We start from the raw sequence: 24,381 nt of genomic DNA, 5'->3' as shown, positions 1-24,381 counted from the left end.
GGCCGGGGCGCTTCCGGGCGGGAGCGGTCAAGCGCGGGCCGGGGTCGTCCGCCCGCGCCAGACCGGTCGACATTGCGATTCGCGCCGGTCACACGCGATCGTGACGGCACTCGGGACCGGCTGATCCGGTCGCACCGTTCCGTGGGCTCGGCGGAGCGGACGTCCACCGTGCGCGAGCGCCGCGGCGAAGGTCGAGCGGGCGTCCCGCCGAAGACCTCACGCGGGGCGCGCGAGCCGGGTCGGCGTGAGGCGGCCGCGGAGGGTGACGGATTCGCCGAGTCGCCAATTTCCGGCCTCGGCCTCGGCGGCCGCCGCGACGGTGGCACCGGAGGCGAGCAGCAGACCCTGCTGCTTGGCCAGCTCGCACAGGCGCGCGGCCTCGTTGACTGCGTCACCGATGACGGTGAATTCATAGCGCTGGTGCGCGCCGACGTTGCCCGCGACGACCCGGCCCGCCGCCACGCCGACAGCGGCCACGTAATCCGCCGCGTCGGCATCGAGCCGGGCCCGGATCGCGCGTGCGGTGGCCAGCGCGGCGCCCGCGGCGTCGGACAGCGGCGCGGGCGCGCCGAAGACGGCGAGCGCGGCGTCCCCCTCGAACTTGTTGACCAGCCCGCCGTGGCGCTCCACCTCGTCCACCACGATGGCGAAGAACCGGTTGAGCAGGGCGACCATCTCCGGCGCGGGGATGGTCGCGGCCATCGTCGTAGAGCCGACGATGTCGATGAACAGGGCCGCGGCGTCGGTTTCCACGCCACCGAGCGTCGGATCGCCCGCCAGCGCGGCCGCGGCGACCTCGCGCCCGACATGCCTGCCGAACAGATCCCTGATCTGCTCGCGTTCCCGCAGGCCCTCCACCATGTGGTTGAAACCGCTCTGCAGTTCGCCGAGTTCGGTGCCGTCGTAGACGGCCAGCGCGACAGCCAGATCGCCGTCCTCCACCTGGCGCATCGCGCGGCGCACGCCGAGGATCGGGGCGACCGTCGCGGCCAGTGTCTGGGTCATCAGCAGCAAACCGAAGATCAAGGTCGCTCCGCCGAGGGACAGCACGCAGACCGCCAGCCGGGCCTTGGTCACGTCGTCCATCACGAGCGCCGACACCGCGAGCACCATCATCCCGGCCACCGGAACGCCCGATCCGACCACCCAGACCACCAGTGAGCGTCCGAAGACGCCGATACCACGGCGTCGACCGGAACTCGCGGCTTCCAGCACCCGTGCGGTGACGGGTCGCAGCGCGAACTCGATGATCAGGTAGCTGTTCGCGCACACCACGATGGCGCTGAGCGCGATGCCGAAGGCCACCTTCGGAATCAGGCGCGGTTCGGCCAGGCCGTACAGGGTGGTCAGCAGGACGAGTCCGCCCAACCACAGCAGCGCTTGGTTCCGCACCAGTCTGCGCGGTACCACCGTGGCCGCGGCCTGCTCCTCCTCGGTGGGCACGTGCAGCGGGTCGGTGGCCCACCGCAGCGCGCGCAGCCCGCGGGTCGTGCCCCACCACAGCCCGAGCAGCAGGGCACAGCTCGCGTACAGCGGTGCGGCGAGCACGTCGAGCAGCAAGAGATCCCGGGTGAACACCGACGGCCCCGGCAGGACGAAGCCCACCAGCACGATCGACACCACCATGCCCGTCAGGTTTCCCAACAGGGTGGGCACGGTGAGCAACAGCTGAATGCGAATGCGCTGCAGCCCCGACGACTCCTCGGCGGACCCGAGCAATGGCGAGCCCCACGGCGCCGCGGCGAGCGTCACCTCCCTGTGTTGCATGGGTGCAGCGTAGGCCGAGGCGTGCCCGGCCGCGGCGGGGCGATCACCGAGATGAGCCGCAGCGTCACCCGGAGTCCGAGGCGTCGGCGCCCACGCGCCACCTCGCCCCCCAACGCGCCGAGTGCGGGGCGTGCGATTCGGTTCGCGCGCGAATGCCCTGAATCGGCACCGAGGCGGCCTCGGTCAGCTCGATTGCCCGTCTGCGAGTGGCCGCGCCCACACAGGCGGTAGCCACGGGAGGAGCGCTTATTCGTACCTGCCGAGCTGCTGGACGCGGCCGACGCGGTGGCGGGCCGGTCGGTCAGCGCCCGGGTGGCAGTTCGCGGCGGTCGGGCTCGGGCAGCTCGTCTCGGCGCACGCCGGTGGGCAGGCCGTAGCCCGCGGCGCCGGTGGGCGGAAGCGAGGAATAGCGCGGCACGGCGTCGACGACGGTGGAGGCGATGTGCTGGGCGTGCGCGATCTCGGACGCGCCGGGTTGCGGCTGGTAGACGGCCTGCGGATGCGAGGTCTGGCCGTCGACGGTGACCTTGCGGGTGCGCCGCAGCGTGAAGGTGATCTCCTCGACCTCCTCGAACGCCTGCCGCGCCGTGCGCAGCGGGTGCGTCGCCGTATCGATCGCATTGGCGACGAACGACGGAACCAGCGGCCGGATGAAACGCGCCGCGGTATCGGTGAACGGGACCGTGCCGATCAGCGGCAGTTCGAGACCCCCGCCGCTCGGCGCCGGCGTCGCGGGTGCGACGGCGGGCACCGGCGGGTGCACGCCGACGGGAGCGGGTAGGTTCGGCGTCGCCTCGTCGGGCATGGCGCTGTCCTTTCGGTCGTCCGCCGCGGCGGGAAGCTCGGGGCGGCGCGGCGGCTCCGTGATGCCGATCTCGATGCCGCCGATGGCCGCGATGATGCGAGTGCGCTGGCGCTCCCGGTCGATGGCCGTGTCCGCCTCGACGGCGAGGCGGGCGGCGGTGAGCTGCTGTTCGGCGCGCAGGGTCTCCGCCTCGGTGCGCACTTCGGCCTGCTTGACCGCGATCGCCGCGTCGGCTTCCCGCTCGGCGCGGTCGTGCACCGTGCGGGCGGCGTTGTGCCGGTCGAACGAAGTCTCGCCACGCCACCACCGCAGCACAAGTGGCAGCAGGGCGAGTGCGACGAACGCCACGATGGTGAGGACGCGCAGCGGCAGCGCCTCGTGCACGGTGTAGTCGTTCATCGCCTGCCAGCGCGCGCCGAGTCCGCGATCGGTGTCGTCGAAGGCGGCGGTCCGCGCAGCCGACAAGGCGTCCTGGTCGGCGTCGATCCGGCGGTCCGCGGCATCCACCCGGCCCTGCGCGGTGGCGAGCTGCTTGCGAGCGTCGTCGAGCATGGCCTCGGCTGTCCGCGCCTCCGGCCCGCGACCAGGCACGCCGGTGATCCTGGTCCGCGGGCACTCGGGGGCCGGGTTGAATTCGCAGCGGGCAATCACCAGGGCGTGATCGATATCGTTCTGGGCCATGCCGATCGCCTGTTCGAGCGCGGCCCGGTCGGTCTTCGCCCGGTCCAGTTCCGCCTGCGCCGCGACGACCCGTGGCGCCGAATCGAGCGAGCGCTGCGCCTTCTCATCCAGCACTCGGTCGACGGACCCGCTGAACAACACGATCGCGGCCAGCTCCGCGAGCAATCCACCGGCCAGCACGGCGACCGCGAAGCGCGCGATCAGCCCGAGCCGATCCGGTCCTCCGCTCGGCCGCGCCGTGGCCAGCGCACGCGCCAGCGCGCCGGTCAGTGCGCCGACCACGATTCCCACCGCCGCCGCTGCCCACCAGGGCCAGGCGGACGCTGCGGCCAGGGCGGCGACCACACCGGAGATCGTGGCGAACAACAACACGACAGCGCCCGTGACGGCGTATCCGGCACGCTCGTGGCGATCGACGATCGCGCTGGTCCGGCCCCCTCCGAGCCAGGTGAACAAGCCGGTGACGGTCATCGGAAGGCACATCCTCTACGTCCCAGGCGCTTTCGCGGGCGCGACGAAACTGTCACGGATTCGTTGTGACAGCGTGACAGGCCCCGCGGGTGCGCAGCGAGCAGGGGAGGCCGGATGTGGCCAGGCTCACAGCCCGGTCCGCGGCATGCCGGGCGGCGCGGGTGACCTCGCCTACGCTGGCGCGGTGATTCGTTTCCATGCGGGCGATCCCAGGAGGTCACGACGTGCGCGAGTCGGTGGGACGCTGCTGGCAGCGGCGCTGCTGATGTGGCCGGCCGGCGCGGGCGCCGCTGCGGCCGACGGGTCCTTGGACCGGCTGGTCGCCTTGGTGGTCGAGCGCTTGAACACCGCCGACGCGGTGGCCGCGGCGAAGTGGGTGACCGCGGGGGAGCTCGGCATCGAGCCGACGATCGACGATCCGGCCAGGGAGGCGGAGGTCTACGACGCGATGGCCCGGCTGGGCGACGGTCGTGACCTGCCGGAGGACTGGGTGCGACAGGTTTTCCTCGGGCAGATCGAGGCCAACAAAACGGTGCAGCGCGGATTGATGCTGCAGTGGCGCTTCGACCCGGCCGCCGCGCCCATCGCGCCCGCAGGACTCGCCTCGGTGCGCCCGATCATCGACCGCGTGAATGTCGAGATCCTCGACCAGCTCGCCATGCACCGCACCGAGCTGACTGCGCCGGATTGCGCGGAACGGTTGGCGCGCAGCGTCTTCGGTGTATTCACCACAGGCAACGGGGACGCCCTGCACCGCGCTGCGCTGGTGCGGGCCGCCGTGTCGCTCTGCCGGTCGTAGGCCGGGCCCCGCCGGTCCTGTGGCGCGTCAGCGGAAAGATGTGTCCAACACCACTTCCCGAGATTTGCTGACTATGTGCTGAATGACACAACGGGCAAAACAGTCCGGACGGTCGGATCACATTCATGGCTTGTCACGCCCGTGTCGGAAATATCTCAGCGGGCCGATCGCCGAGTTAGCCGCCGCCGCTTGGTTTGCCGCGCCGCCAACCGGGGAAATCCACTTCGACGCAGGTGAGGGCGGTTTCCGGGCTTTGTGAGGAAGGTCTCGGATCGGTGTCGCGCACCGGTTTCCCCAGCTGGCACCGGGTGCCATAGGGATCGATCGCACGGCACTCGCTGCTTTACACTGGACGACGCGCACACGTGGAGGACCAAATGCAGAAGCCCAGCTAAACCTGGTTATTAGCACAACCTAAGTTGGTTGGGCCCCGGACCTGACTTATCGTTTGCTCTTACGCCGAACACAGAACGTTCGGCTACCTCGCCCGCTCGGGCAGCCCTAGCCAGGTGCTCAGCGTAGCGGGCGAGCACCCGCTCGGAGGTAAGGATCTTGTTAGGGATCCGTTACCGAAGGGCACCCACTACGTCACAGAAGCGGGTGGAGAGACAACTGCAGACCTGACTGCACGCCGAAGACCATCAGCGCGGCTGGCTTCGGAACGTACGGGCGCAGTCTTGTACGGAGGCGTTCGGCGAAAGGCCGTTTTCTTCGAAGGCCGACTTTCTTGAAGGCAGAGGCATGACGCAACTTCCTGGCCACAGGTCACCTGGACCCATCGGGCTCTACGACCCGGCGAACGAGCACGACGCCTGCGGCGTCGCATTCGTCGTCGACATGCACGGCCGCCGCAGCCGCGACATCGTCGACAAGGCTATTACGGCTCTGTTGAACCTGGAGCACCGTGGCGCCGCGGGCGCCGAGCCCAACAGTGGTGACGGCGCGGGCATCCTGATCCAGGTCCCGGACCGCTTCTTCCGCGCCATCGTGGACTTCGAGTTGCCGCCGGAGGGTTCCTACGCCACCGGTATCGCCTTCCTGCCGCAGGCCCGCCGCGAAGCCGCGCGCGCCGCCTACGGCGTGGAGAAGATCGTCAAGGAAGAGGGCCTCGAGGTCCTCGGCTGGCGCGAGGTGCCGATCGACGAGTCGTCGCTCGGCGCGCTGGCCCGCGACGCCATGCCGAGCTTCCGGCAGATCTTCATCGCCTCCCCGAAGAACGCTTCCGATCCGCTGTCGGAGATGGATCTGGAGCGTCGCGCCTACGTGGTGCGCAAGCGGGTCGAGCGTGAGCTGGGGTCGGCCGGTGCGGGTGAGGGCGCGGTCGGCAGGGAGTCGGTCTACTTTCCGAGCCTGTCCGGGCAGACCTTCGTCTACAAGGGCATGTTCACCACGCCGCAGCTGCGCGCGTTCTACCTGGACCTGCAGGACTCCCGGGTGGAGAGCGCCCTGGGCATCGTGCACTCCCGGTTCTCCACCAACACCTTCCCCTCCTGGCCGCTGGCGCACCCGTTCCGCCGGGTGGCGCACAACGGTGAGATCAACACCGTCACCGGCAACGAGAACTGGATGCGCGCCCGCGAGGCGCTGCTGCGCAGCGACATTTTCGGGGTCGACTCCGCGGGCAAGAACCGGCTGGAGAAGATCTTCCCCATCTGTACCCCCGGGGCGAGCGACACCGCCCGGTTCGACGAGGTGCTGGAACTGCTGCATCTCGGCGGCCGCAGCTTGCCCCACGCCGTGCTGATGATGATTCCCGAGGCCTGGGAACGCAACGACACGATGGACCCGCGGCAGCGGGCCTTCTACGAGTACCACTCGATGCTGATGGAGCCGTGGGACGGCCCCGCGTCGGTGTGCTTCACCGACGGCACCGTCGTCGGCGCCGTGCTCGACCGCAACGGCCTGCGGCCGAGCCGTATCTGGGTGACCGACGACGGCCTGGTCGTGATGGCCTCCGAGGTCGGCGTGCTGGACATCGACCCGTCCAAGGTGGTCAAGAAGGCGCGCCTGCAGCCGGGCCGCATGTTCCTGGTCGACACCGCCCAGGGCCGCATCGTCGGCGACGAAGAGGTCAAGTCCCAGCTCGCCGCCGAGCACCCGTACCAGGAGTGGCTGGACGCGGGCGTGTCCCGCCTCGCCGACCTGCCCGACCGCCCGCACGTGCACATGTCGCACGACCGCGTGCTGATCCGTCAGCAGATCTTCGGATACACCACCGAGGAGCTCAACCTGCTGATCTCGCCGATGGCCAAGACCGGCGGCGAAGCACTCGGCTCGATGGGCACCGACACCCCGATCGCGGTGCTGTCGGCCCGCCCGCGCCTGCTGTTCGACTACTTCTCCCAGCTGTTCGCGCAGGTCACCAACCCGCCGCTGGACGCGATCCGGGAAGAGGTGGTGACCAGCCTCAAGCGCAACATCGGCCCGGAGGCCGACCTGCTGCACCCGGGGCCGGAGTCGTGCAACATGATCGCGCTCGAGCAGCCGATCCTGGACAACGACGAGCTGGCCAAGCTCGTGCACATCAACGACGACGGATCGCACCCCGAGCTGCGCTCGGTGGTCGTGCGCGGCCTGTACCCCGTCAAGAAGGGCGGCAAGGGCCTGCGCAAGGCGCTGGAGGCGATCAACACCCAGGTGTCGGCCGCCATCGACGGCGGCGCGCGGATCATCGTGCTGTCCGACCGCGAGTCCAACGAGAAGCTGGCGCCGATTCCGTCGCTGCTGCTGACCTCCTCGGTGCACCACCACCTGGTACGCGAGCGCACTCGCACCATGGTCGGCCTCGTCGTGGAGGCCGGTGACGCCCGCGAGGTGCACCACATGGCCACCCTGGTCGGCTTCGGCGCCGCCGCGATCAACCCCTACATGGCCTTCGAGACCATCGAGGACATGCTCGAGCGCGGCGCCCTCGAGCTGCCGGGCAGCACCGGCGACCTAGCCGCCGACTACCGCAAGGCGGTCGCGAACTACAACAAGGCCGCGGGCAAGGGCGTGCTGAAGGTGATGTCCAAGATGGGCATCTCCACGCTGGCCTCCTACAACGGCGCCCAGCTTTTCCAGGTGATCGGCCTGTCGCAGGATCTGGTGAACGAGTACTTCACCGGCCTGCGCTCGCACCTGGACGGCATCGGCCTGGACGAGATCGCCGAGGACGTCGCGCAGCGGCATCGGATCGCGTTCCTGGAGAACCGCAACGAGCGCGCCCACCGCGAGCTCGAGGTCGGCGGTGAGTACCAGTGGCGGCGTGAGGGCGAATACCACCTGTTCAACCCGGACACGGTGTTCAAGCTGCAGCACGCCACCCGGTCCGGCCAGTACTCGATCTTCAAGGAGTACACCAAGCTGGTCGACGACCAGTCCGAGCGGCTGGCGTCGCTGCGCGGTCTGTTCAAGTTCAAGCACAAGGCGCGCAGCCCGATCTCGATCGACGAGGTCGAGCCCGCCTCGGAGATCGTTAAGCGGTTCTCCACCGGCGCGATGAGCTACGGCTCCATCTCGGCCGAGGCGCACGAGACCCTGGCGATCGCGATGAACCGCCTCGGCGGCCGGTCGAACTCGGGTGAGGGCGGCGAGTCGCCGTCGCGCTTCGAGCCGGAGGAGAACGGCGACTGGCGGCGCAGCGCGATCAAGCAGGTGGCTTCCGGCCGTTTCGGCGTGACCGCGCACTACCTGACCAACTGCACCGACATCCAGATCAAGATGGCGCAGGGCGCGAAGCCCGGCGAGGGCGGCCAGCTTCCGGCGCACAAGGTGTACCCGTGGGTCGCCGAGGTGCGGCACTCGACGCCCGGCGTCGGCCTGATCTCGCCGCCCCCGCACCACGACATCTACTCGATCGAGGATCTGGCGCAGCTGATCCACGACCTGAAGAACGCCAACCCGCAGGCGCGCATCCACGTGAAGCTGGTCGCCGAGCCGGGCGTCGGCACCGTCGCGGCGGGCGTCTCCAAGGCGCACGCCGACGTCGTGCTGATCTCCGGTCACGACGGCGGCACCGGCGCGTCCCCGCTGACCTCGCTCAAGCACGCGGGCGGTCCCTGGGAGCTCGGCCTCGCCGAGACCCAGCAGACGCTACTGCTCAACGGGTTGCGCGACCGCATCGTCGTGCAGGTCGACGGCCAGATGAAGACCGGCCGCGACGTGATGATCGCCGCGCTGCTCGGCGCCGAGGAGTACGGCTTCGCCACCGCGCCGCTGGTGGTCTCGGGCTGCATCATGATGCGCGTCTGCCACCTGGACACCTGCCCGGTCGGCGTCGCGACGCAGAACCCGGTGCTGCGCGAGCGGTTCACCGGAAAGCCGGAGTTCGTCGAGAACTTCTTCCTGTTCATCGCCGAAGAGGTCAGGGAGCTGCTGGCGCAGCTGGGCTTCCGCACGCTGGACGAGGCCATCGGCCGGGTCGACCTGCTCGACACCTCGCGGGCCAAGCAGCACTGGAAGGCCAGCAAGCTGGATTTGTCGCCGATCCTCGACGACGTCGAGACGGCGTTCATGTACCAGGACCGCCGCTGCACCAAGTCCCAGGACCACGGTCTGGACAAGGCGCTGGACCAGCAGCTGATCGTGCAGAGCCGCGACGCGCTGGAGCGGGGTCAGGCGGTGAAGTTCGAGACCAAGATCACGAACGTCAACCGCACCGTCGGCACCATGCTCGGTCACGAGGTGACCAAGCTCTACGGCGGCGCGGGCCTGCCCGACGACACCATCGACATCACGTTCACCGGGTCGGCCGGCAACAGCTTCGGCGCCTTCGTGCCCGCGGGCATCACGCTGCGCGTGCAGGGTGACGCGAACGACTATGTCGGCAAGGGTCTTTCCGGCGGTCGCCTGGTGGTGCGCCCGTCGCTGAACGCGCCCGGCGAGTTCGTCTCGGAGCAGAACATCATCGCGGGCAACGTGATCCTGTTCGGCGCCACCAGCGGTCAGGTGTTCCTCCGCGGTGTGGTCGGCGAGCGGTTCGCCGTGCGCAACTCCGGCGCCACCGCGGTGGTCGAGGGCGTGGGCGACCACGGCTGCGAGTACATGACCGGTGGCCGGGTGGTCATCCTGGGCGAGACCGGACGCAACTTCGGCGCCGGTATGTCCGGCGGCGTGGCGTTCGTCTTCGACCCGAACGGCACCTTCGCGTCCAAGCTCAACCCCGAGCAGGCCGAGGCCGTCGAGCAGCTGGCCGGTGACGATTTCACCTGGCTGCACGACATCATCACCCAGCACCGTGACCAGACCGGTTCCGCGGTGGCCGAGCGCATCCTGAGCGATTGGTCCCAGCAGGTGAACCACTTCGTGAAGGTCATGCCGCGCGAATACAAGAAGGTTTTGCTCGCCATCTCCGAAGCTGAGAAGAGCGGCAAGGACGTGGACGAAGCGATTATGGAGGCCGCTCGTGGCTAAGGAAGTTCTAGAGATGACGTGGACGAAGCGCTGTGACTATTCGGGGGCCGCTCGTGGCTGACCCCCAGGGTTTTCTGAAGCACACCGCACGCGAACTGCCCAAGCGGCGCCCGGTGCCGCTGCGCCTGATGGACTGGAAAGAGGTCTACGAGGAGAAGTTCTCCCACGAGACCCTGCGTACCCAGGCCAGCCGGTGCATGGACTGCGGTATCCCGTTCTGCCACAACGGTTGCCCGCTGGGGAACCTGATCCCCGAGTGGAACGACCTGGTCTACAAGGACCGCTGGCGCGAAGGCATCGACCGGCTGCACGCGACCAACAACTTCCCGGAGTTCACCGGGCGGTTGTGCCCCGCGCCGTGCGAGGCGTCCTGCGTGCTCGGCATCAACCAGGATCCGGTCACGATCAAGCAGGTCGAGGTCGAGATCATCGAGAACGCCTTCGACGAGGGTTGGGTGACCCCGGTCTACCCGACCCGCCTCACCGGCAAGAAGGTCGCCGTCGTCGGCTCCGGTCCGGCCGGTCTGGCCGCCGCGCAGCAGCTGACGCGCGCCGGGCACACCGTGACCGTGTTCGAGCGGGCCGACCGCATCGGCGGTCTGCTGCGCTACGGCATCCCGGAATTCAAGATGGAGAAGCGCTTCATCGACCGCCGCATGGCGCAGATGGAGGCCGAGGGCACCATCTTCAAGACCGGCGTGAACGTGGGCGTCGACATCACGGCCGAGCAGCTGCGTGAGAAGTTCGACGCGATCGTGCTGGCCGGTGGCGCCACCCTGGCGCGCGACCTGCCGATCCCGGGCCGCGACCTGGACGGCATCCACCAGGCCATGGAGTTCCTGCCGTGGGCCAACCGGGTGCAGCACGGCGACGACGTCCTCGATGACGAGGGCCTGCCGCCCATCCACGCGAAGGGCAAGAAGGTCGTCATCATCGGCGGTGGCGACACCGGCGCCGACTGCCTCGGCACCTCGCACCGGCAGGGCGCGGCCAGCGTGCACCAGTTCGAGATCATGCCGCGCCCGCCGGAGGAGCGGGCCGCGTCGACCCCGTGGCCGACCTATCCGCTGATGTACCGGGTTTCCTCGGCGCACGAGGAGGGCGGCGAGCGGGTGTTCTCGGTCAACACCGAGCGCTTCGTGGGCGCGGACGGCAAGGTGACCGGCTTGGATGCCCATGAGGTCAAGATGGTCAACGGACGCTTCGAGAAGGTCGAGGGCACCGACTTCACGCTCGAAGCCGATCTGGTGCTGCTGGCGATGGGCTTCGTCGGTCCCGAGAAGCCCGGTCTGCTCACCGATCTCGGCGTCGGCTACGACCAGCGCGGCAACGTGCAACGCGACAAGAACTGGGCCACCAACGTTCCCGGCGTCTTCGTCGCCGGTGACATGGGCCGCGGTCAGTCGCTGATCGTCTGGGCCATCGCCGAAGGCCGCGCCGCGGCCGCGGGTGTGGACCGGTACCTGGAAGGCGAGACCGCCCTCCCGGCGCCGATCACCCCCACCATGGTGGCGCAGCGCTAGAACCCCTCTCTTACCGGAGCGGAAACAAAGGCGCCTGTGGACAACTCGTCCACAGGCGCCTTTTCGCGATCGAGGGGCTTTCGGCCCACGCCTCTCCTGTGCTCCTGCCCGAGCAGGCATCGGAAATCCGACACACTACGAGGTTCGAATGGCATTGCGGCGTTCGTGGCTTTATTGTGATCTCCGGCGTGCTGCTGATCTTGGGATGCGGTAATGGGTGCACGTCATACCGGTCGGGTGATCGTTGTTCACCCGGCGTGCACTGAAACGACATCCGGTGAGTTCAGCATTGACGCGGCAACTCGGCGGGAAGTTCGACGAGGGCGAGGTTTGGAGCGGTATGCAGTGGAAGAAGGTCGTCGCGGCTCTGGGCGCGTCCGCGACCGTGATGTCCGGCTTGGTTTTCGGCAGTGGGTCGGCGAGCGCCGCTCCTGGTTGCCCGAGCTTGTACGTGGTGGCGATCCCGGGTACCTGGGAGACCGGGCGGGACAAGACCCCGCAGCCCGGCATGCTCGCCGGCGTGACTCGGGGGCTGCCCGCTTCCGCGGAAGTCGACTACGTGACCTACGCCGCGACCGCCTTCCCCTGGGAAGGTGAGGTCTACGGCAACTCCAAGAAGGAGGCGGTCGACAACGCGCGCGGCCTGATCGCGAACATGGCGCAGCAGTGCGGCGCGACCAAGATCGCGCTGGTCGGCTACAGCCAGGGCGCGGACGCCGCCGGCGATCTGGCCGCCGAGATCGGCACCGGCCTCAGCGTCGTGCCTGCCGATCGCGTCGCCGGTGTCGGCCTGATCTCCGATCCGCGCCGGTCGCCCACCGACGTCCAGGTCGGCCCGGTGGCTCCGGGCGCGGGCGCGGGCGGTCCCCGGGTCGGCGGCTTCGGCTGGGTCAGCGATCGCACCCGCACCATCTGCGCGCTCGACGACCTCTACTGCGCGACCGCGACCGACGACTTCGTCACCCGGTTCGCCGGTTTCCTCGCCCAGGCGTCGGACGCCAACCCCGCCAACATGTGGCGCTACCAGATCGAGGCGGGCAACATCCTCGGCGACCTGATGTCCTCGGGCGGTGTCCCGGTCCTGCAAGCGCAGCTGACCGACTCGGCCACCCAGCAGCGGGCCAAGGACCTGGAGCGGTTCTACAAGTCGCAGTCCCACACCCTGTACGGCAGCTACCCCGTCGGCGGCGGTCAGACCGCCATCTCGTGGATGCACAACTGGATCGCGGGCATGGCCTGAGCCACCGCTGAAACACAAGGCCCACCTCCGAACTCGGAGGTGGGCCTTTTCGTTGGGGCGGAACGACTAGCTCGAGCCGGTCGGCGGCAGGACATGCTCGAACTTGTAGAAGTGCCGTGGGCCATCCGGCCCGGGGCCGCCGTCCGGCCCACAGTCGGGGCGGTCGTCCGGCCCACGACCCGGCCCGTCATGCCGTTCGTGACGTTCGAAATGACCGGGCCCGCCATCGATGTCGGCGCCCTGCCGCGGCGCGTCCACCAGCTGTACCTGGCCCTGGTCGGCGGGGGTTTCGGCGGACGCGGTCGACGCGAGGGCCGCGAGCGGGACGGCGATCAGCGCGCCGGCCACGGCGACCCGGGCCAGACGCCGCAGCGGCGTAGCGGTTTCGGAGAGCGACACGAAGTTCCTTTCTTTCGGATCGTGGGCCGCGTTCGGAGCGGCTCACGTGTCCTATTTCAGATCGTGTCACTGGCAAATCGATGCGACCGGCCTGGCACTCGGCTGTGAATGCTCAGCGCGGGCCGATATTGCGCGGCAAGAGATCCCAGACATGCCCGTTCTCGTTGATGGTGGCGGCCGTGCGGCGTCCCGTGCGGGAGAACAGGATCCTGGTGATCGAGCAGTAGTCGATGGGGAAGGTCAGCGGCCTTTCCAGCGCGAGGACCTCTTGCAGCAGCACGTTGATCACACCGCCGTGCGCGAACACGACCACGGTGTCCGCCGGAGCGGTGGCCGCGACGACATCGGAGACGGCGGCGTGCACCCTGGCCTTGAATGCCGCATCGTCGATCTGCACCGGAAGATGCCCGGCCTTGATCCGGTCATAGGCGTCGCGGAATTCGACCTTGGCATCCTCGATGGGGATGTAGGAAGGCAGATCGCGATCGTATTCGGCGAGTCCGTCGATGACGTCGACGCCGAGACCCAGCTTCGCGGCGGTCGGTGCCGCCGTTTCCCTGGCCCGGCGCTGCGGGCTGCTCACGACACGGGAGATCCGGTGATGACCGAGCGCCGCGGGCACCCGCTCGGCCTGCTCCACCCCGACCGGGGCCAACTCCGGATCGGCGGGCCCACTCGAACTCGACATCCGGACGGGCTGAGCATGGCGAACGAGAATCAACTGCACCCGCCCCACTCTGCCGCATGCCCATGACTCACTTCATCCGGCCTGTGGTCTCGATGACCGGCACATTCGGGGTGACATACTCGAAGCATGAATCTCGAGCCGTTTCCGCAGTGGCTGCGCCCGCCGCCGGGCGGATTTGTCGCCGAGGATCTCGACCGCCTGCCAGACCTTCCCCCGCACACCGAGTTGATCGACGGGAGTCTTGTCTTCGTGAGCCCGCAGGCGAAGTTCCACATGCTGGTGATTACACTGCTCGACTCCGTACTGCGCCGTCTGGCTCCGGACCACCTGCGGGTGCGGCGGGAAATGACCGTGACACTCGGCCGGGACCAGCGCCCGGAGCCGGACCTGATCGTCATCCAGGCCGAGCGCGACGGCGGTCCGGAACTGACCTCGTATAGGGCCGATGACGTCGTTCTCGCCGTGGAGGTCGTCTCTGCCGAATCGCGTACGCGCGATCGGGAGCGCAAACCGCAGCTGTACGCCCGCGCGGGAATCGCTCACTTCTGGCGAGTCGAGAACGCGGACGGCCGCCCGGTCGTCTACGTCTACGAACTGGATCCGGCCACGAAGACCTACGCGCTCACAGGGATTCACCACGATCGCCTGAAGCTGACCGTGCCGTTCGATATGGACATCGATCTGACCGAGATCGATCGACTCTGAGCCGGTCGGTAGACAGCGGGAAACGACGGCCCGGTTCGCTTCGCGCGAGCCGGGCCGTCGATGTCTGCCGCTAGGTGTTCTTCTTGCGCTTGGCCAGCAGGTAGATGCCGCCGATGATCAGCGCGACCACCAGCAGGCAGCAGATCGCGCCGATGATCAGGCCGCCCCCGCCCCTGCTCTTCTTCTTTTTGGCGGCCAACTCGAGCGCGGAGTTCCACGTGTCGGGGCTGGCCCACACGGTGTGGTCCAGCAAACTCGCGTTCGTCAGCAGGTCAAGGTACATATCGAGCCCCTTACGGTGTAGCGGCCTCCTCCCGGGGCCGAATCTCCAAGGGTAGCGGCCCGATTCGCTCGCGGAGACCCTTCCACGACGAAGCCCCGGTCAGCGAGGTTTCACCAAGGGGAACGGCAGTGTCTCGCGAATGCTGCGTCCGGTGATCAGCATGACGATCCGGTCCACGCCCATGCCGAGCCCGCCGGTCGGCGGCATGGCGTGCTCTAGCGCCAGCAAGAAGTCCTCATCCAGCTCCATCGCCTCCGGATCACCGTTGGCCGCGAGCAGCGACTGCTCGGTGAGCCTGCGGCGCTGCTCCACCGGATCGGTGAGTTCGCTGTAGGCGGTGCCGAGTTCGACGCCCCAGGCGACGAGGTCCCAGCGTTCGGTGACGCCGGCGATACTGCGGTGCTGTCTGGTCAACGGGGACACCGAAGTCGGGAAGTTGATGTAGAACGTCGGCTCCTCGGTACGGGATTCGACCAGGTGCTCGTACATCTCCAGCACCACCTGGCCCGCGTCCCAGCCGTGCTGATAGGGCACCCCCGCCTTCTCACACAGTTCGCGCAACTCCTCGACCCCGGTCTCGGGGGTGACCTCGGCCCCGATCGCCTCCGACACCGCGCCGTGCACCGTCCGCACCCGCCACTCGCCGGAGATGTCCACCTCCTCGAAGGTCCCGTTCCCATTGGGCCGTAATGCCACCATGGCGCCGTTGGCCGCGATCGCGGCGTTCTGGATCAGCCTTCGGCAGGTGTGCATCATGCGCTCGTAGTCGCTGTGCGCCTCGTAGGCCTCGAGAATGGTGAACTCGGGGTTGTGGCTGAAATCGACGCCCTCGTTGCGGAAGGTCCGCCCGATCTCGAACACCTTCTCCATACCGCCGACGCACAGCCGCTTCAGATACAGCTCGGGTGCGATCCGCAGGTACAGGTCGAGGTCGTAGGCATTGATGTGCGTGACGAACGGCGTGGCGTTCGCGCCGCCGTGCACCTGTTGCAGGATCGGCGTCTCCACTTCCAGGTAACCGAGGGAATCCAAGGAGTCCCGCAGCGAGCGCACCACCGCGCTCCGCTTGGCCAGCACCTCGCGGATCTCGGTGTTGATCGCCATGTCCACATAGCGCTGCCGCACCCTGGCCTCGGGATCGGCCAGCCCTTTCCACTTGTCCGGCAGGGGGTGCAGGCACTTGCCAAGCATGTGCCAGTCCGCCGCGAGCAGCGAGAGCTCACCGCGCCTGCTCGCCCCGATCTGTCCGCTCACCTCGATCAGATCGCCGAGATCGAAGAACTCGCCGAATTCGGCGCTGCGTGCGGTGCCGACCCGGTCGCGATCGATGACCAGCTGGATGTCGTCGGTCCAGTCCCGGACCACCGCGAAGATCACCCCACCGTAGTCGCGGATGCGCAGCAACCTCCCGCACACCCGGACCGTGGTGCCGCGCGGGGAGCGGCGCGCATCGGCGACGGTATGCGTCGGAGGGTAGGCCACCGGGTAGGGATCGATGCCGGATTCGGCCAGGCGCGCCAGCTTGTCCATGCGCACGCGGACCTGTTCGGGCCTGCGCGGAAGCTGCTCCGCACCGTCGACCTCGGCGGTGTCCGGCGGGCTGCCGTCCGCGTGCAGGCCCGTCACCGTGGCGGGCACCGCCGTGTGCTCGCCGGTGTGCGACGCGGTGTCGGGCTCCTTGCCGAACCGCGGCAAGAAGCCCTCGGCCAGCGCGCTGGCCACCGCGACGCGCGGAAGCTGCCTGCGCTCCTCGAACAGGAAGAACCGGGGCACCCAGTACGGCTGGTACTTCACATTCGAGCGATACAGCGCCTCGAGCTGCCACCAGCGGGAGAAGAACAGCAGCACGCCGCGCCACAAGCGCAGCACGGGACCGGCCCCGATCCGGCCGCCCTCCTCGAACACCGCGCGGAAGACCGCGAAATTCAGCGACACCTTGGTGATGCCGTACTGCTCGGAGTTCAGCGCGAGCTGCGAGATCATCAGCTCCATCACACCGTTGGGGCCACCGGGGTCGCGGCGCATCAGCTCCAGCGAGACACCGGTGCGTCCCCACGGAACCAGCGACAGCATGCCGAGCACCCGCTCCTGTGGGTTGACCGCCTCCACCAGCAAGCAGTCGCCGTCCAGCGAATCGCCCAATCGCCCCAGCGCCATGGAGAACCCCCGCTCGGTCTCGGTGTCGCGCCAGGCGTCGGCGCGGGCGATGATCCGGGCGAATTCCTCGGCGGGGATATCGCGGTGCCTGCGGATACGGACCGCCACGCCGTGCTTGCGCAGCCGGTTGGCGGCCTGCCGCACCGGCTTCATCTCGGGCCCGGCCAGTGAGAAGTTCCTGGTGTCCAGGATGGCTTCGTCGCCGAGGCGCAACGCGGAAAGACCCGCCCGGCGGTACGCCGTCGCACCGAGTTCGCTCGCGCCCATCACCGCCGGAGCCCACCCGAATTGATCGGCCTGGCGCAGCCAGGCATCGATCGCCTGCGGCCACGCCTCGCGGATGCCGATCGGATCCCCACTGGCCAGGCAGACACCCAGTTCCACCCGGTAGGTCACCGCCGCCTTGCCGCTGGGCGCGAACACCACCGCCTTGTCCCGGCGGGTGGCGAAGTAGCCGAGGGAATCCTCCACGTCCGAACGCTCCAGCAACCCGCGGATGGCCGATTCGTCGGTGCCGGTCATCGCGTTCGCCGCCCGCTGCGAGCGCAGCAGGATCACCACCGCGGCCAGCAGTGCGACGGCGCCGAACAGTCCGAGCAGGAAATTCACGAACGGCGGCGGATGCCCGTCGAAGTGCTCGTTGTCCGCCAGCACCGCCGCGGTCACGCGGTAGATCGCCCAGCCCGGTCGCTGCACGCCCCGCGGGAGACTACCCGGGAACAATTCCACCAGGCCCCAGCCGAGCAGAGCGCCGATCGCGAGGCCACCCGCCAGCACACCGAGCGCCTTCCACCCTGCGCCGCGGCGCACCTTGGTGTAGAACTCCGGCCATGCCGCGATGAGCACGCCGATCACGGCGAGATGCAGCACCATCGCCACCAGCGCGTGGATACTGCCCCGGTCGGCGAAGGTGACGCCGTTGACGATCGTGTAGATCGCGAGGTAACCGGTCAGCAACCACCAGGCGATACGTTTGCGGCTGGCTATCGCGCCCGCCGTCAGACCGACCACAAGCGCCCACATCAGGTTCGTGTCCGGCGCGTCGAAGTAATAGGTATCGATATAGCGGCGCGGCACCTGGGTCAGGAAACGCAGACCCGGCGAGAGGCTCCAAAGGAAGCACAGCGCCGCGAATACACCGAGCGTCAACCCCGCGATATGCGGCACTTCCGAAAGTCGTCCGTGACCCCGGTGGGGAACCGGCGGAGTCGGTTTATCCGCGCGTGGTGCGGTGTCGAGGTGTTGCTGGGCTTGCGTGGAGGTCACGGAACCAGTGTGTACGTGAGTGTGTCGGATTTGCCAAGCCTGCGGCGCGCGTGTTTGTGCGGTGTTTGCGCGGGCGGACTTCTTCGCGGTGTGTTCGTTGCCGGGCAGAGCCGAACGCCGACTTTCCCGATTCCGCGCTGACCTGGGCGGAGTGGCCGATCAAATCGGCGTGAATTCGATGCATACGGTTCGTCGGTGGGATTTCCGCGCGGTGCGGATGGCCGGGCTCGAGTTGCCCAGAGATCGCTGAGAGGACGGGGCGGTGTTCGGCGAGTTCGGATGGGGGAGTAAGTATTTACTTCATGTCGGAACCAGTCGAAGTGCCGATCGATGACGACGTTATTCGGCTCGGCCAGTTTCTGAAGCTGGCCAACCTGATCGAATCCGGTTCGGAGGCGAAGACGGTGATCGCCGCCGGATTGGTGCGGGTGAACGACGAGGTGGAACTGCGGCGCGGGCGGCAACTGCACATCGGCGATGTGGTCGCGATTGCCGGTCACAAGGCGGTCGTGTCCGCCTGATCGCGGGCTCGGGGCGGCGGCCGGAGCGATCCGGCGCGCCGCCGAGCCGCTCAGTCCTCGGCGCGCACGACGATCCCGTCGTGGTCGCTGTAGAGCACCTCTCCGGGCACGAAGGTGACCCCACCGAACTCGACCGGCACATCGCGCTCGCCGCTACCGGACTGCGTGCTCTTGCGCGGGTTGGTGCCCAGCGCCTTGATGCCGATGTCCAGGGTGCGCAGGATGGCGGAGTCGCGGACCGCGCCGTTGACGATGACGCCCGCCCAGCCGTTCTCGACGCCGCGCCCGGCGATGATGTCGCCGACCAGCGCCGTGTGCACGCTCGCGCCGCCGTCGACCACCAGCACCTTGCCCTCGCCCGGCTCGCCGAGCGTCTGCTTCACCAGCAGATTGTCCTGGAAGCACCGGATGGTGGTGATGCGTCCGGAGAACGACGCACGCCCGCCGAACTGGATGAACTGCGTGTCGCAGCTGCGGATCTCCGGGCCGATCTCGTCGGCCAGGTCGGCGGTGGCGATTACATTCTGCGATTCGGTCACGGTGTCTATTTTTCCAGCGCCTGTGGCGCTGGGTGTTCGCGACCCCTTCATGGCTCGCATCCGAGCTGGGCCGCGAACGGCGCATGCTCGGTCTGGCTTCGCTCGAAACCGGGCGTTGAGCCGGTTGGGTGGTGTGAGGCGGAGATCGCACTACCCGGGGCTCGGCTGTCCCGGGTGCTTGCTGCGTCATCACGAGCGCTGCAACGAGCTGGGTGGGCGGCCCAGGTGGACGTGCCTCGCCCTCGCGCGTGGTTGCTCGGTGCGCGGTGTGGGAGGTGGGCGGAGCTATCGGTGGCCGTAGCGCAATTCGTACAGGTCGCGATCGTGGTCGGTGTACTTGCCGTGGTCGACGAGGTCGGGGCTGAGGCCGTGCTGGATCAAGCGGAAGCGGCGCCAGACGTAGCTGAGCGCGACCGTGAAGACGACCAGGGGGACGATCATCATCACGATCAAGCCGACCTTCAGGGGCAACGGTCCGGGGAACAGCAGCACCAATGCGAAGAACGGGATGATCGGCCCGAGGAAACGGACGAGATAGCGCTCCATGGCCCCGTGGCCGACGAGGTCGTGGGTGACCCACTCGTGTAGCTCCTCGGGGAGTTCGCGGCCGAGATCGTAGGCGATCCGCTGCCGAAACGTGGGGGTTCTCATGTCTCTAGGCTATTCCTGTGGCATAAGTCACCGCTAGGTATCCTGCGGCTCAGGCGCGTCCGTGCCTGCGCTCGTAATCAAGGCGTTCGCGCTCGCCGCGGCGGCGGGCGTCGGCGTCCGCGAGCGCGGGGTCGAGACCGTGCTTGATCAGCCGATGACGCCGGTAGACGTAGAGCAACGCCACCGTGAAGTAGACCAGCGGGATGTACAGCAGTGCCATCATCGCCAAACCCATCCACAACGGGCCGGGCAGCAGCAGAAACAGCATGAGCACCGGGAGCACGGGTACCAGGAACCGCAGCAGATAACGTCGCGTGGCGCCGGGACCGACCAGATCCTCCCGCACCCATTCGGACATCGATTCCGGCAGCGTGCGGCCGAAGACGTAGCCGATCCGCTGTCCGAACGAGGGTGTAGCGCTCACACCTACAGCATCCCCACCCCGCCACCATCGGCGCAACCGATCCCATCGCGCCGCGAGCGACATGCCATCCCGAGGCGCTCGGCCGGCGCCATAGGTCTCGACCGACCGCGACCATCGGGTCTGGAGGCGACCCTCCGGACGAACACGGTGATGCGCCGCAGGCGCGGCGAATCGAACAACGGATCAGACCGAGTCCGCGTGGAACGCGGCGATCCCGGTGACCAAGTTGTGGGTCGTGTGCTGCACGGCGATCTTGACGAACGGTTCGATGGTCTTACCGAGGGCGCGGCCCGCCAGGCCGCCGGGCACCCAGTAGTCCACGATCGCGTCGACGGTGCACAAACCCTCGCCCTTGTCGTGGAACAGGAATGTGGACGAGACGTCGAAACCCTTGATGGACTCGACGCCGATCGCGAAGTCCCTCTCCCAGCGGACCACTCGGATCCGCGACTTCAGCGAGGCGGGCCCCAGCTTCATGTGCCCGTCGAACGTGGCGCCGACACCTTCGGTCTGCTCACCGGCCGGGGTGAAGGACTGGATGCCGTGCAGGAATCGCGACAGGTTCCGATAATCGTTCACGTAGGCGAACGCGGACTCCGCCGAGGCCATGCAATCCTCGACGATCTTCACTTCGGTCATGCGCAGACCCTAACCGGGCTCCGGCGATACGGCTCAGGCTGTCACCGCCAGGGTCGCGGCGAGCCCGAAGGCGAGCGCCATCACGACTACCTCGGCTACCGCACGGCGCAGCGAGTCCTTCGCGTCCATCCGGTGATCCGCCGCCTTCGGCACCCAACTGCGCCGCCACCACCAGCCGAGGGCGAGCAACCCGAGCAGCACCACGGTCTTGGCGAGCAGGATCCTGCCGTAACCGGTGCTGACGAACGGGGTTATCCCGCCGACCCGGATCAGTCCGTTGAGCAGTCCCGTCACCGCCACGACCGCCACCAGGGGCAGCGCCACCGCCGAATACTTCGGCAGCACGACCGCCCACTCACCGCGGGTGCGCACGACCAGCGCCAGCGCGATCAGCAACCCGAACCAGGCGCCCGCCGCCAGGGCGTGCACCGCCGCGAGCACGGAGCCGAACGTCTGCTGCGACATGTGCCCCGTGATCGGCCGCAATGCCAGCGCGACCGCCGCGAACACCAGGACGAGGTCGGCGGAGGCGGACCCGGGCCGCCGGAAGGCCAGCGCCGAGCCACCGGACACCGTCGCGACGCCGACCAGAATCGCGATTCCGACCTGCCCACCGCTGACGTCGACGAGATAGGTGCCGAACTCCCCGGCGCCGAGTTCGCGCACGGGAACGCCGACCACGTCGGCGGCCTCGAAGACCAGCACGGCGAACTCGGCTACCGCCCAGATCCCGGCGAGCACCGCCAGTAGCCGCCAGGGCGTCCGCAAGCGCGGCGCGACCCTGGGCAGCGCGGCCAAGCCGAGCGCGGTCGCCCCGACGCCATCGGCCACCACCCGGACCACGGCCTCCCCTGGCAACGGGACCGGCCGGATCAGAATCCAGGCCAGCGCGACGCCCAGCAGCCCGGCGGGGATGGTCAGCAGCAGTACGGGCCAGGGCATTCGGCCGGGAGCGCGCCGAGCGCCACCCCGGCCGCCGATCTTGACGTCGTTCACCGCTTGGAGTCGCGGTTCCTGCCGCCGAACAACGCGAACGCGAGCCCGCCGCCGAACAATACGACCGCGCCGGCGACGAACACCCACAGCGGAATACCGTCCGAGCCGTCCGAGCCGTCCTTGGCTTTCGCATGGGGTTTCGGTCCCGGCGTGCCGTTGCCCGGCTTGCCGAGCGTGAAGTGCCGCTTGCCGCTGACCGGGTGCCCGTCGGCCGAGGTCACCCGGTAGGCGATGGTGTACTCGCCGACCGGCCCCAGCTCGCCCAGGGCCACGCTGACCGTGTTGCCGTCGACCACCGGCTCACTCTTCGACCACAGATTGCCGTCCGGCCCCACGACGGTGAGCGACGGGAAGCTGGGCTGCAGTTCCTCGTTGAACGTGACGCTCGCGCGCTCCGGACCGGCGTCGACGGTCGCGTTGTCCTCCGGGACGCTTCCCGTCGCCGCGGAGTGCGCGGCGGCGACTCCCGTTGCGGCGATACCGAATCCGAGCAGGAACAGGCCCGCCACCACGGCGGCGAGGAGGCGGCGGGTCATGCGCGCCGCCCGCGGATCACGTTGCCGAGGCCGAGCGCGACACCGAGCAGGCCGAGCGCGAGACCGATCCCGCCGAGCCAGCGGGCCGTCTCGTCGTCGTGGTCGTCATCTTCCGCTTCGGCTTCGCTGCTCACCTTGTGCCCGTCCGCCGCGTTCGCTTTGCCCGCGGTCAGGGTCAGCGAGGGGGCCGGGTGCTCGGGTTCGTCGCCGTCCTTGCCGACCGGCTGATCCCAGCTGAGCACCTTGCCGTCGGAATAGGTCTGCTTGGCGGGGAAGCTGACCGAATCCAGCGCGGGCAGCGGGCCGACGGAGACCGCGAAACGCTGGAACTGACCGGGCGGAATGCCCGGCGCGCCCGGGTCGGCGGTCCAGGTGATCGCGGTGACCTCCTTCTTGTCGTTGCGTTCGACCTTGGCCGACCATCCGGGAATCGATTCGGTCCGAGCCGATTTCAGGTTGGGCAGAGTGATGGTGAGCGCCGTGGTGCTCGCGGTGTCGGATTCGGTGGGCACCCGGAAGGTGGCGACGGTGTATCCGCCTTGGGTCGCGCCCGGAGCGTCCACCGTGACGTGGGCCGCGGCGGTGCCGCCTGCGAGCAGGACGAGTGCCGTTGTGGTGACCGTCGTTGCGACGGCGCGCGGAATCGAGCTGTGCATGCTGAAGCCTCTTGTGCGAAGGGAAGGGTGGCGGGATCAGACCGACACCGGCGGCGCGCGGGGGCCGAGCGCACCGAGCGGAGCACAGCGATGGGGCAGGAGATCGGGATCCGGCCAGGGCGGTGAACCGGCGATCCGCGCGGGGCGCGGCGGAGCGGATAACGCCCGCAGGACGCTGGAGACGGCGGCGTAGAGCCGCTCGGTGAGCACGATCAATGCCGCGCAGCCGACCGTCGCGGCGATGTGCGCGAGCAGCATCCATCCGGTCGGCAGCGGGGAAGCCGTTGCGGTCGAGCCGGTCCCCGCGTGGTCGTGGCCGAGCAGAACCGACAGTGCGGCGTGACTCAGCAGCTGGCCGGCGCCGAGCAGCCCGGCCGGGACGGACGGGCGCGGGCACGCCCGAACGGCTCCCGCGGCCGCGCCGGCCAGGGCGGCGATCAGCAACAGCAACGTCAACTCGGTGGAGCCCGGCGCCCCGCCACCCGCTGCTCCGTGCGCCGCCACGGCGAGTACGCCGACCAACACGCCGACCAGGCCACCTCGCAGGTGGCCGGTGATCGGGTGCGGGGCCATCGAGGGAGGGAAGGTCAGCGCACGCCGAGCCGGGCCAGGATGTCGGACTCGATCCCGGACAGCTCGTGCGAGATCGACGCGTGCACCGAACGGCGGCGGTTGGCGGGCATCTGGTCGGCGGTGTGCACGGCGGCCGTCAGGCTGCCGAGGCGGTCCTTGGTGGCGGCGACGAACTTCTGCGTCTCGCCTTTGTCCTTGCCGTTCTGCGCGCCGACCTTCAGCAGCGCCGCTTCGGCATTCGTGATGCGCGCCTGCAGCTTGGCGCCGTGTCCGGTGAAGTCGCCGAGCTGGTCGACGCCCACGCCGAGTTGCTGGGCGCGGCGGGTGTCGAGCTGTCCGCGCAGGAAGGTCGCGCCGCGGTAGGCGAGCGGAGCGAGCACCGGGATGAGCACACGCGCCACGCCGAGGTACTTCTTCACCTGGCCGGCGCTGAACGGATCGCGCTCGGCCTTGGCGGCCGCCTTCAGCGCGGCTTTCTCCTCCGCCTGGAACGCCGCGATCTGCGCCTTGGCGACCTTGCGCTGGGTGCGCGCCTCGGCGCGGCGCGCTTTGCGGTCGTTCTTCGCGGCGAGCCTGGCCTCGATCGCGGCCTTGTGCTTGAGGGCTTTCGCCTCGGCCCTGCGGCTCGGCCGCCGCTTGCGCTTCGTGAACAACCCCATCGAAGGCCC

21 protein-coding genes are annotated in these 24,381 nt (G+C 68.8%); 6 read left to right on the top strand and 15 right to left on the bottom strand.

The window, feature by feature from the left end; genetic code table 11:
• Positions 1 to 216 precede the first annotated feature (216 nt).
• Together NA8_RS01180 and NA8_RS01175 are read right to left on the bottom strand one after the other, a co-directional pair.
• Entirely contained in the window at positions 217 to 1,767 is a 1,551-nt protein-coding gene (locus NA8_RS01180; protein WP_063048450.1) for an adenylate/guanylate cyclase domain-containing protein, read from the bottom strand.
• Positions 1,768 to 2,068: 301 nt separating this feature from the next.
• Positions 2,069 to 3,724, bottom strand: a complete 1,656-nt coding sequence (locus tag NA8_RS01175) for a DUF4407 domain-containing protein (RefSeq protein WP_063048449.1) — start codon at positions 3,722 to 3,724, stop codon at positions 2,069 to 2,071.
• 184 nt (positions 3,725 to 3,908) lie between these two features.
• On the opposite strand from NA8_RS01175, the gene NA8_RS01170 reads away from it, so the two are divergent.
• From NA8_RS01170 to NA8_RS01155, 4 genes are all read left to right on the top strand, one after another.
• Complete coding sequence (locus tag NA8_RS01170; RefSeq protein ID WP_169810435.1) at positions 3,909 to 4,523, top strand: chorismate mutase; 615 nt, start codon at positions 3,909 to 3,911, stop codon at positions 4,521 to 4,523.
• A gap of 741 nt (positions 4,524 to 5,264) precedes the next feature.
• Positions 5,265 to 9,917 carry a glutamate synthase large subunit gene (gltB, locus tag NA8_RS01165; RefSeq protein ID WP_063048447.1) on the top strand — a complete coding sequence of 1,551 codons (4,653 nt, stop codon included), beginning with the start codon at positions 5,265 to 5,267 and terminating at the stop codon, positions 9,915 to 9,917.
• A gap of 53 nt (positions 9,918 to 9,970) precedes the next feature.
• A complete protein-coding gene (locus tag NA8_RS01160) occupies positions 9,971 to 11,440 on the top strand; it encodes a glutamate synthase subunit beta (RefSeq protein WP_063048446.1) in 1,470 nt (489 codons plus the stop codon).
• A 340-nt stretch (positions 11,441 to 11,780) separates the two neighbouring features.
• On the top strand, positions 11,781 to 12,680 hold the full coding sequence (locus NA8_RS01155; RefSeq protein WP_063048445.1) for a cutinase family protein: 900 nt from the start codon (positions 11,781 to 11,783) through the stop codon (positions 12,678 to 12,680).
• 66 nt (positions 12,681 to 12,746) lie between these two features.
• On the opposite strand, the gene NA8_RS01150 is transcribed toward NA8_RS01155, so the two are convergent.
• Both NA8_RS01150 and NA8_RS01145 read right to left on the bottom strand, forming a co-directional pair.
• The gene (locus NA8_RS01150; protein WP_063048444.1) at positions 12,747 to 13,079 is read right to left on the bottom strand and encodes a hypothetical protein; all 333 of its coding nucleotides are present in this window, start codon (positions 13,077 to 13,079) and stop codon (positions 12,747 to 12,749) included.
• Between the two features lie 112 nt (positions 13,080 to 13,191).
• Positions 13,192 to 13,806, bottom strand: coding sequence for a histidine phosphatase family protein (locus tag NA8_RS01145; protein ID WP_063048508.1), 615 nt, complete (start codon positions 13,804 to 13,806; stop codon positions 13,192 to 13,194).
• Positions 13,807 to 13,893: 87 nt separating this feature from the next.
• Here NA8_RS01145 and NA8_RS01140 point away from each other — a divergent pair, with 87 nt between their 5' ends.
• Positions 13,894 to 14,472: a Uma2 family endonuclease gene (locus tag NA8_RS01140; protein WP_063048443.1), complete on the top strand. Its 579-nt coding sequence runs from the start codon at positions 13,894 to 13,896 to the stop codon at positions 14,470 to 14,472.
• 70 nt (positions 14,473 to 14,542) lie between these two features.
• Here the strand turns inward: NA8_RS01140 and NA8_RS01135 are convergent, their stop codons facing one another.
• Complete coding sequence (locus NA8_RS01135) at positions 14,543 to 14,755, bottom strand: hypothetical protein (protein WP_063048442.1); 213 nt, start codon at positions 14,753 to 14,755, stop codon at positions 14,543 to 14,545.
• Positions 14,756 to 14,854: 99 nt separating this feature from the next.
• Entirely contained in the window at positions 14,855 to 18,178 is a 3,324-nt protein-coding gene (gene lysX, locus NA8_RS01130) for a bifunctional lysylphosphatidylglycerol synthetase/lysine--tRNA ligase LysX (RefSeq protein WP_063048441.1), read from the bottom strand.
• 302 nt (positions 18,179 to 18,480) lie between these two features.
• Here lysX and NA8_RS01125 point away from each other — a divergent pair, with 302 nt between their 5' ends.
• Positions 18,481 to 18,699 (top strand): RNA-binding S4 domain-containing protein, encoded by a 219-nt coding sequence (locus NA8_RS01125; protein ID WP_063048440.1) that lies wholly within the window; start codon positions 18,481 to 18,483, stop codon positions 18,697 to 18,699.
• 50 nt (positions 18,700 to 18,749) lie between these two features.
• Here NA8_RS01125 and rraA read toward each other — a convergent pair whose 3' ends face one another.
• The 9 genes from rraA to NA8_RS01080 form a co-directional block, all read right to left on the bottom strand.
• A complete protein-coding gene (gene rraA, locus NA8_RS01120) occupies positions 18,750 to 19,289 on the bottom strand; it encodes a ribonuclease E activity regulator RraA (protein WP_439957355.1) in 540 nt (179 codons plus the stop codon).
• A 234-nt stretch (positions 19,290 to 19,523) separates the two neighbouring features.
• A complete protein-coding gene (locus tag NA8_RS01115) occupies positions 19,524 to 19,889 on the bottom strand; it encodes a DUF5313 family protein (RefSeq protein ID WP_063048438.1) in 366 nt (121 codons plus the stop codon).
• A 49-nt stretch (positions 19,890 to 19,938) separates the two neighbouring features.
• Positions 19,939 to 20,313 carry a DUF5313 family protein gene (locus tag NA8_RS01110; protein WP_063048437.1) on the bottom strand — a complete coding sequence of 125 codons (375 nt, stop codon included), beginning with the start codon at positions 20,311 to 20,313 and terminating at the stop codon, positions 19,939 to 19,941.
• Positions 20,314 to 20,496: 183 nt separating this feature from the next.
• A complete protein-coding gene (locus NA8_RS01105; protein ID WP_063048436.1) occupies positions 20,497 to 20,952 on the bottom strand; it encodes an SRPBCC family protein in 456 nt (151 codons plus the stop codon).
• A gap of 33 nt (positions 20,953 to 20,985) precedes the next feature.
• A complete protein-coding gene (locus NA8_RS01100; RefSeq protein WP_063048507.1) occupies positions 20,986 to 21,894 on the bottom strand; it encodes a CopD family protein in 909 nt (302 codons plus the stop codon).
• Positions 21,895 to 21,944: 50 nt separating this feature from the next.
• Entirely contained in the window at positions 21,945 to 22,484 is a 540-nt protein-coding gene (locus NA8_RS01095; protein ID WP_084466421.1) for a copper resistance CopC family protein, read from the bottom strand.
• On the bottom strand, positions 22,481 to 23,140 hold the full coding sequence (locus NA8_RS01090) for a YcnI family copper-binding membrane protein (protein ID WP_063048435.1): 660 nt from the start codon (positions 23,138 to 23,140) through the stop codon (positions 22,481 to 22,483). The genes NA8_RS01095 and NA8_RS01090 overlap by 4 nt, the downstream gene beginning before the upstream one ends.
• Before the next feature lie 36 nt (positions 23,141 to 23,176).
• Positions 23,177 to 23,713 carry a hypothetical protein gene (locus tag NA8_RS01085; RefSeq protein WP_063048434.1) on the bottom strand — a complete coding sequence of 179 codons (537 nt, stop codon included), beginning with the start codon at positions 23,711 to 23,713 and terminating at the stop codon, positions 23,177 to 23,179.
• A 14-nt stretch (positions 23,714 to 23,727) separates the two neighbouring features.
• Positions 23,728 to 24,372: a DUF6474 family protein gene (locus NA8_RS01080; protein WP_063048433.1), complete on the bottom strand. Its 645-nt coding sequence runs from the start codon at positions 24,370 to 24,372 to the stop codon at positions 23,728 to 23,730.
• Between the last annotated feature and the right edge of the window lie 9 nt (positions 24,373 to 24,381).

Source organism: Nocardia arthritidis NBRC 100137 (assembly GCF_001612765.1).
Taxonomy (GTDB): Bacteria; Actinomycetota; Actinomycetes; order Mycobacteriales; family Mycobacteriaceae; genus Nocardia; species Nocardia arthritidis.
Note: the sequence above shows the minus strand (reverse complement) of the source record. Positions and strands in the feature narration are given on the sequence as shown.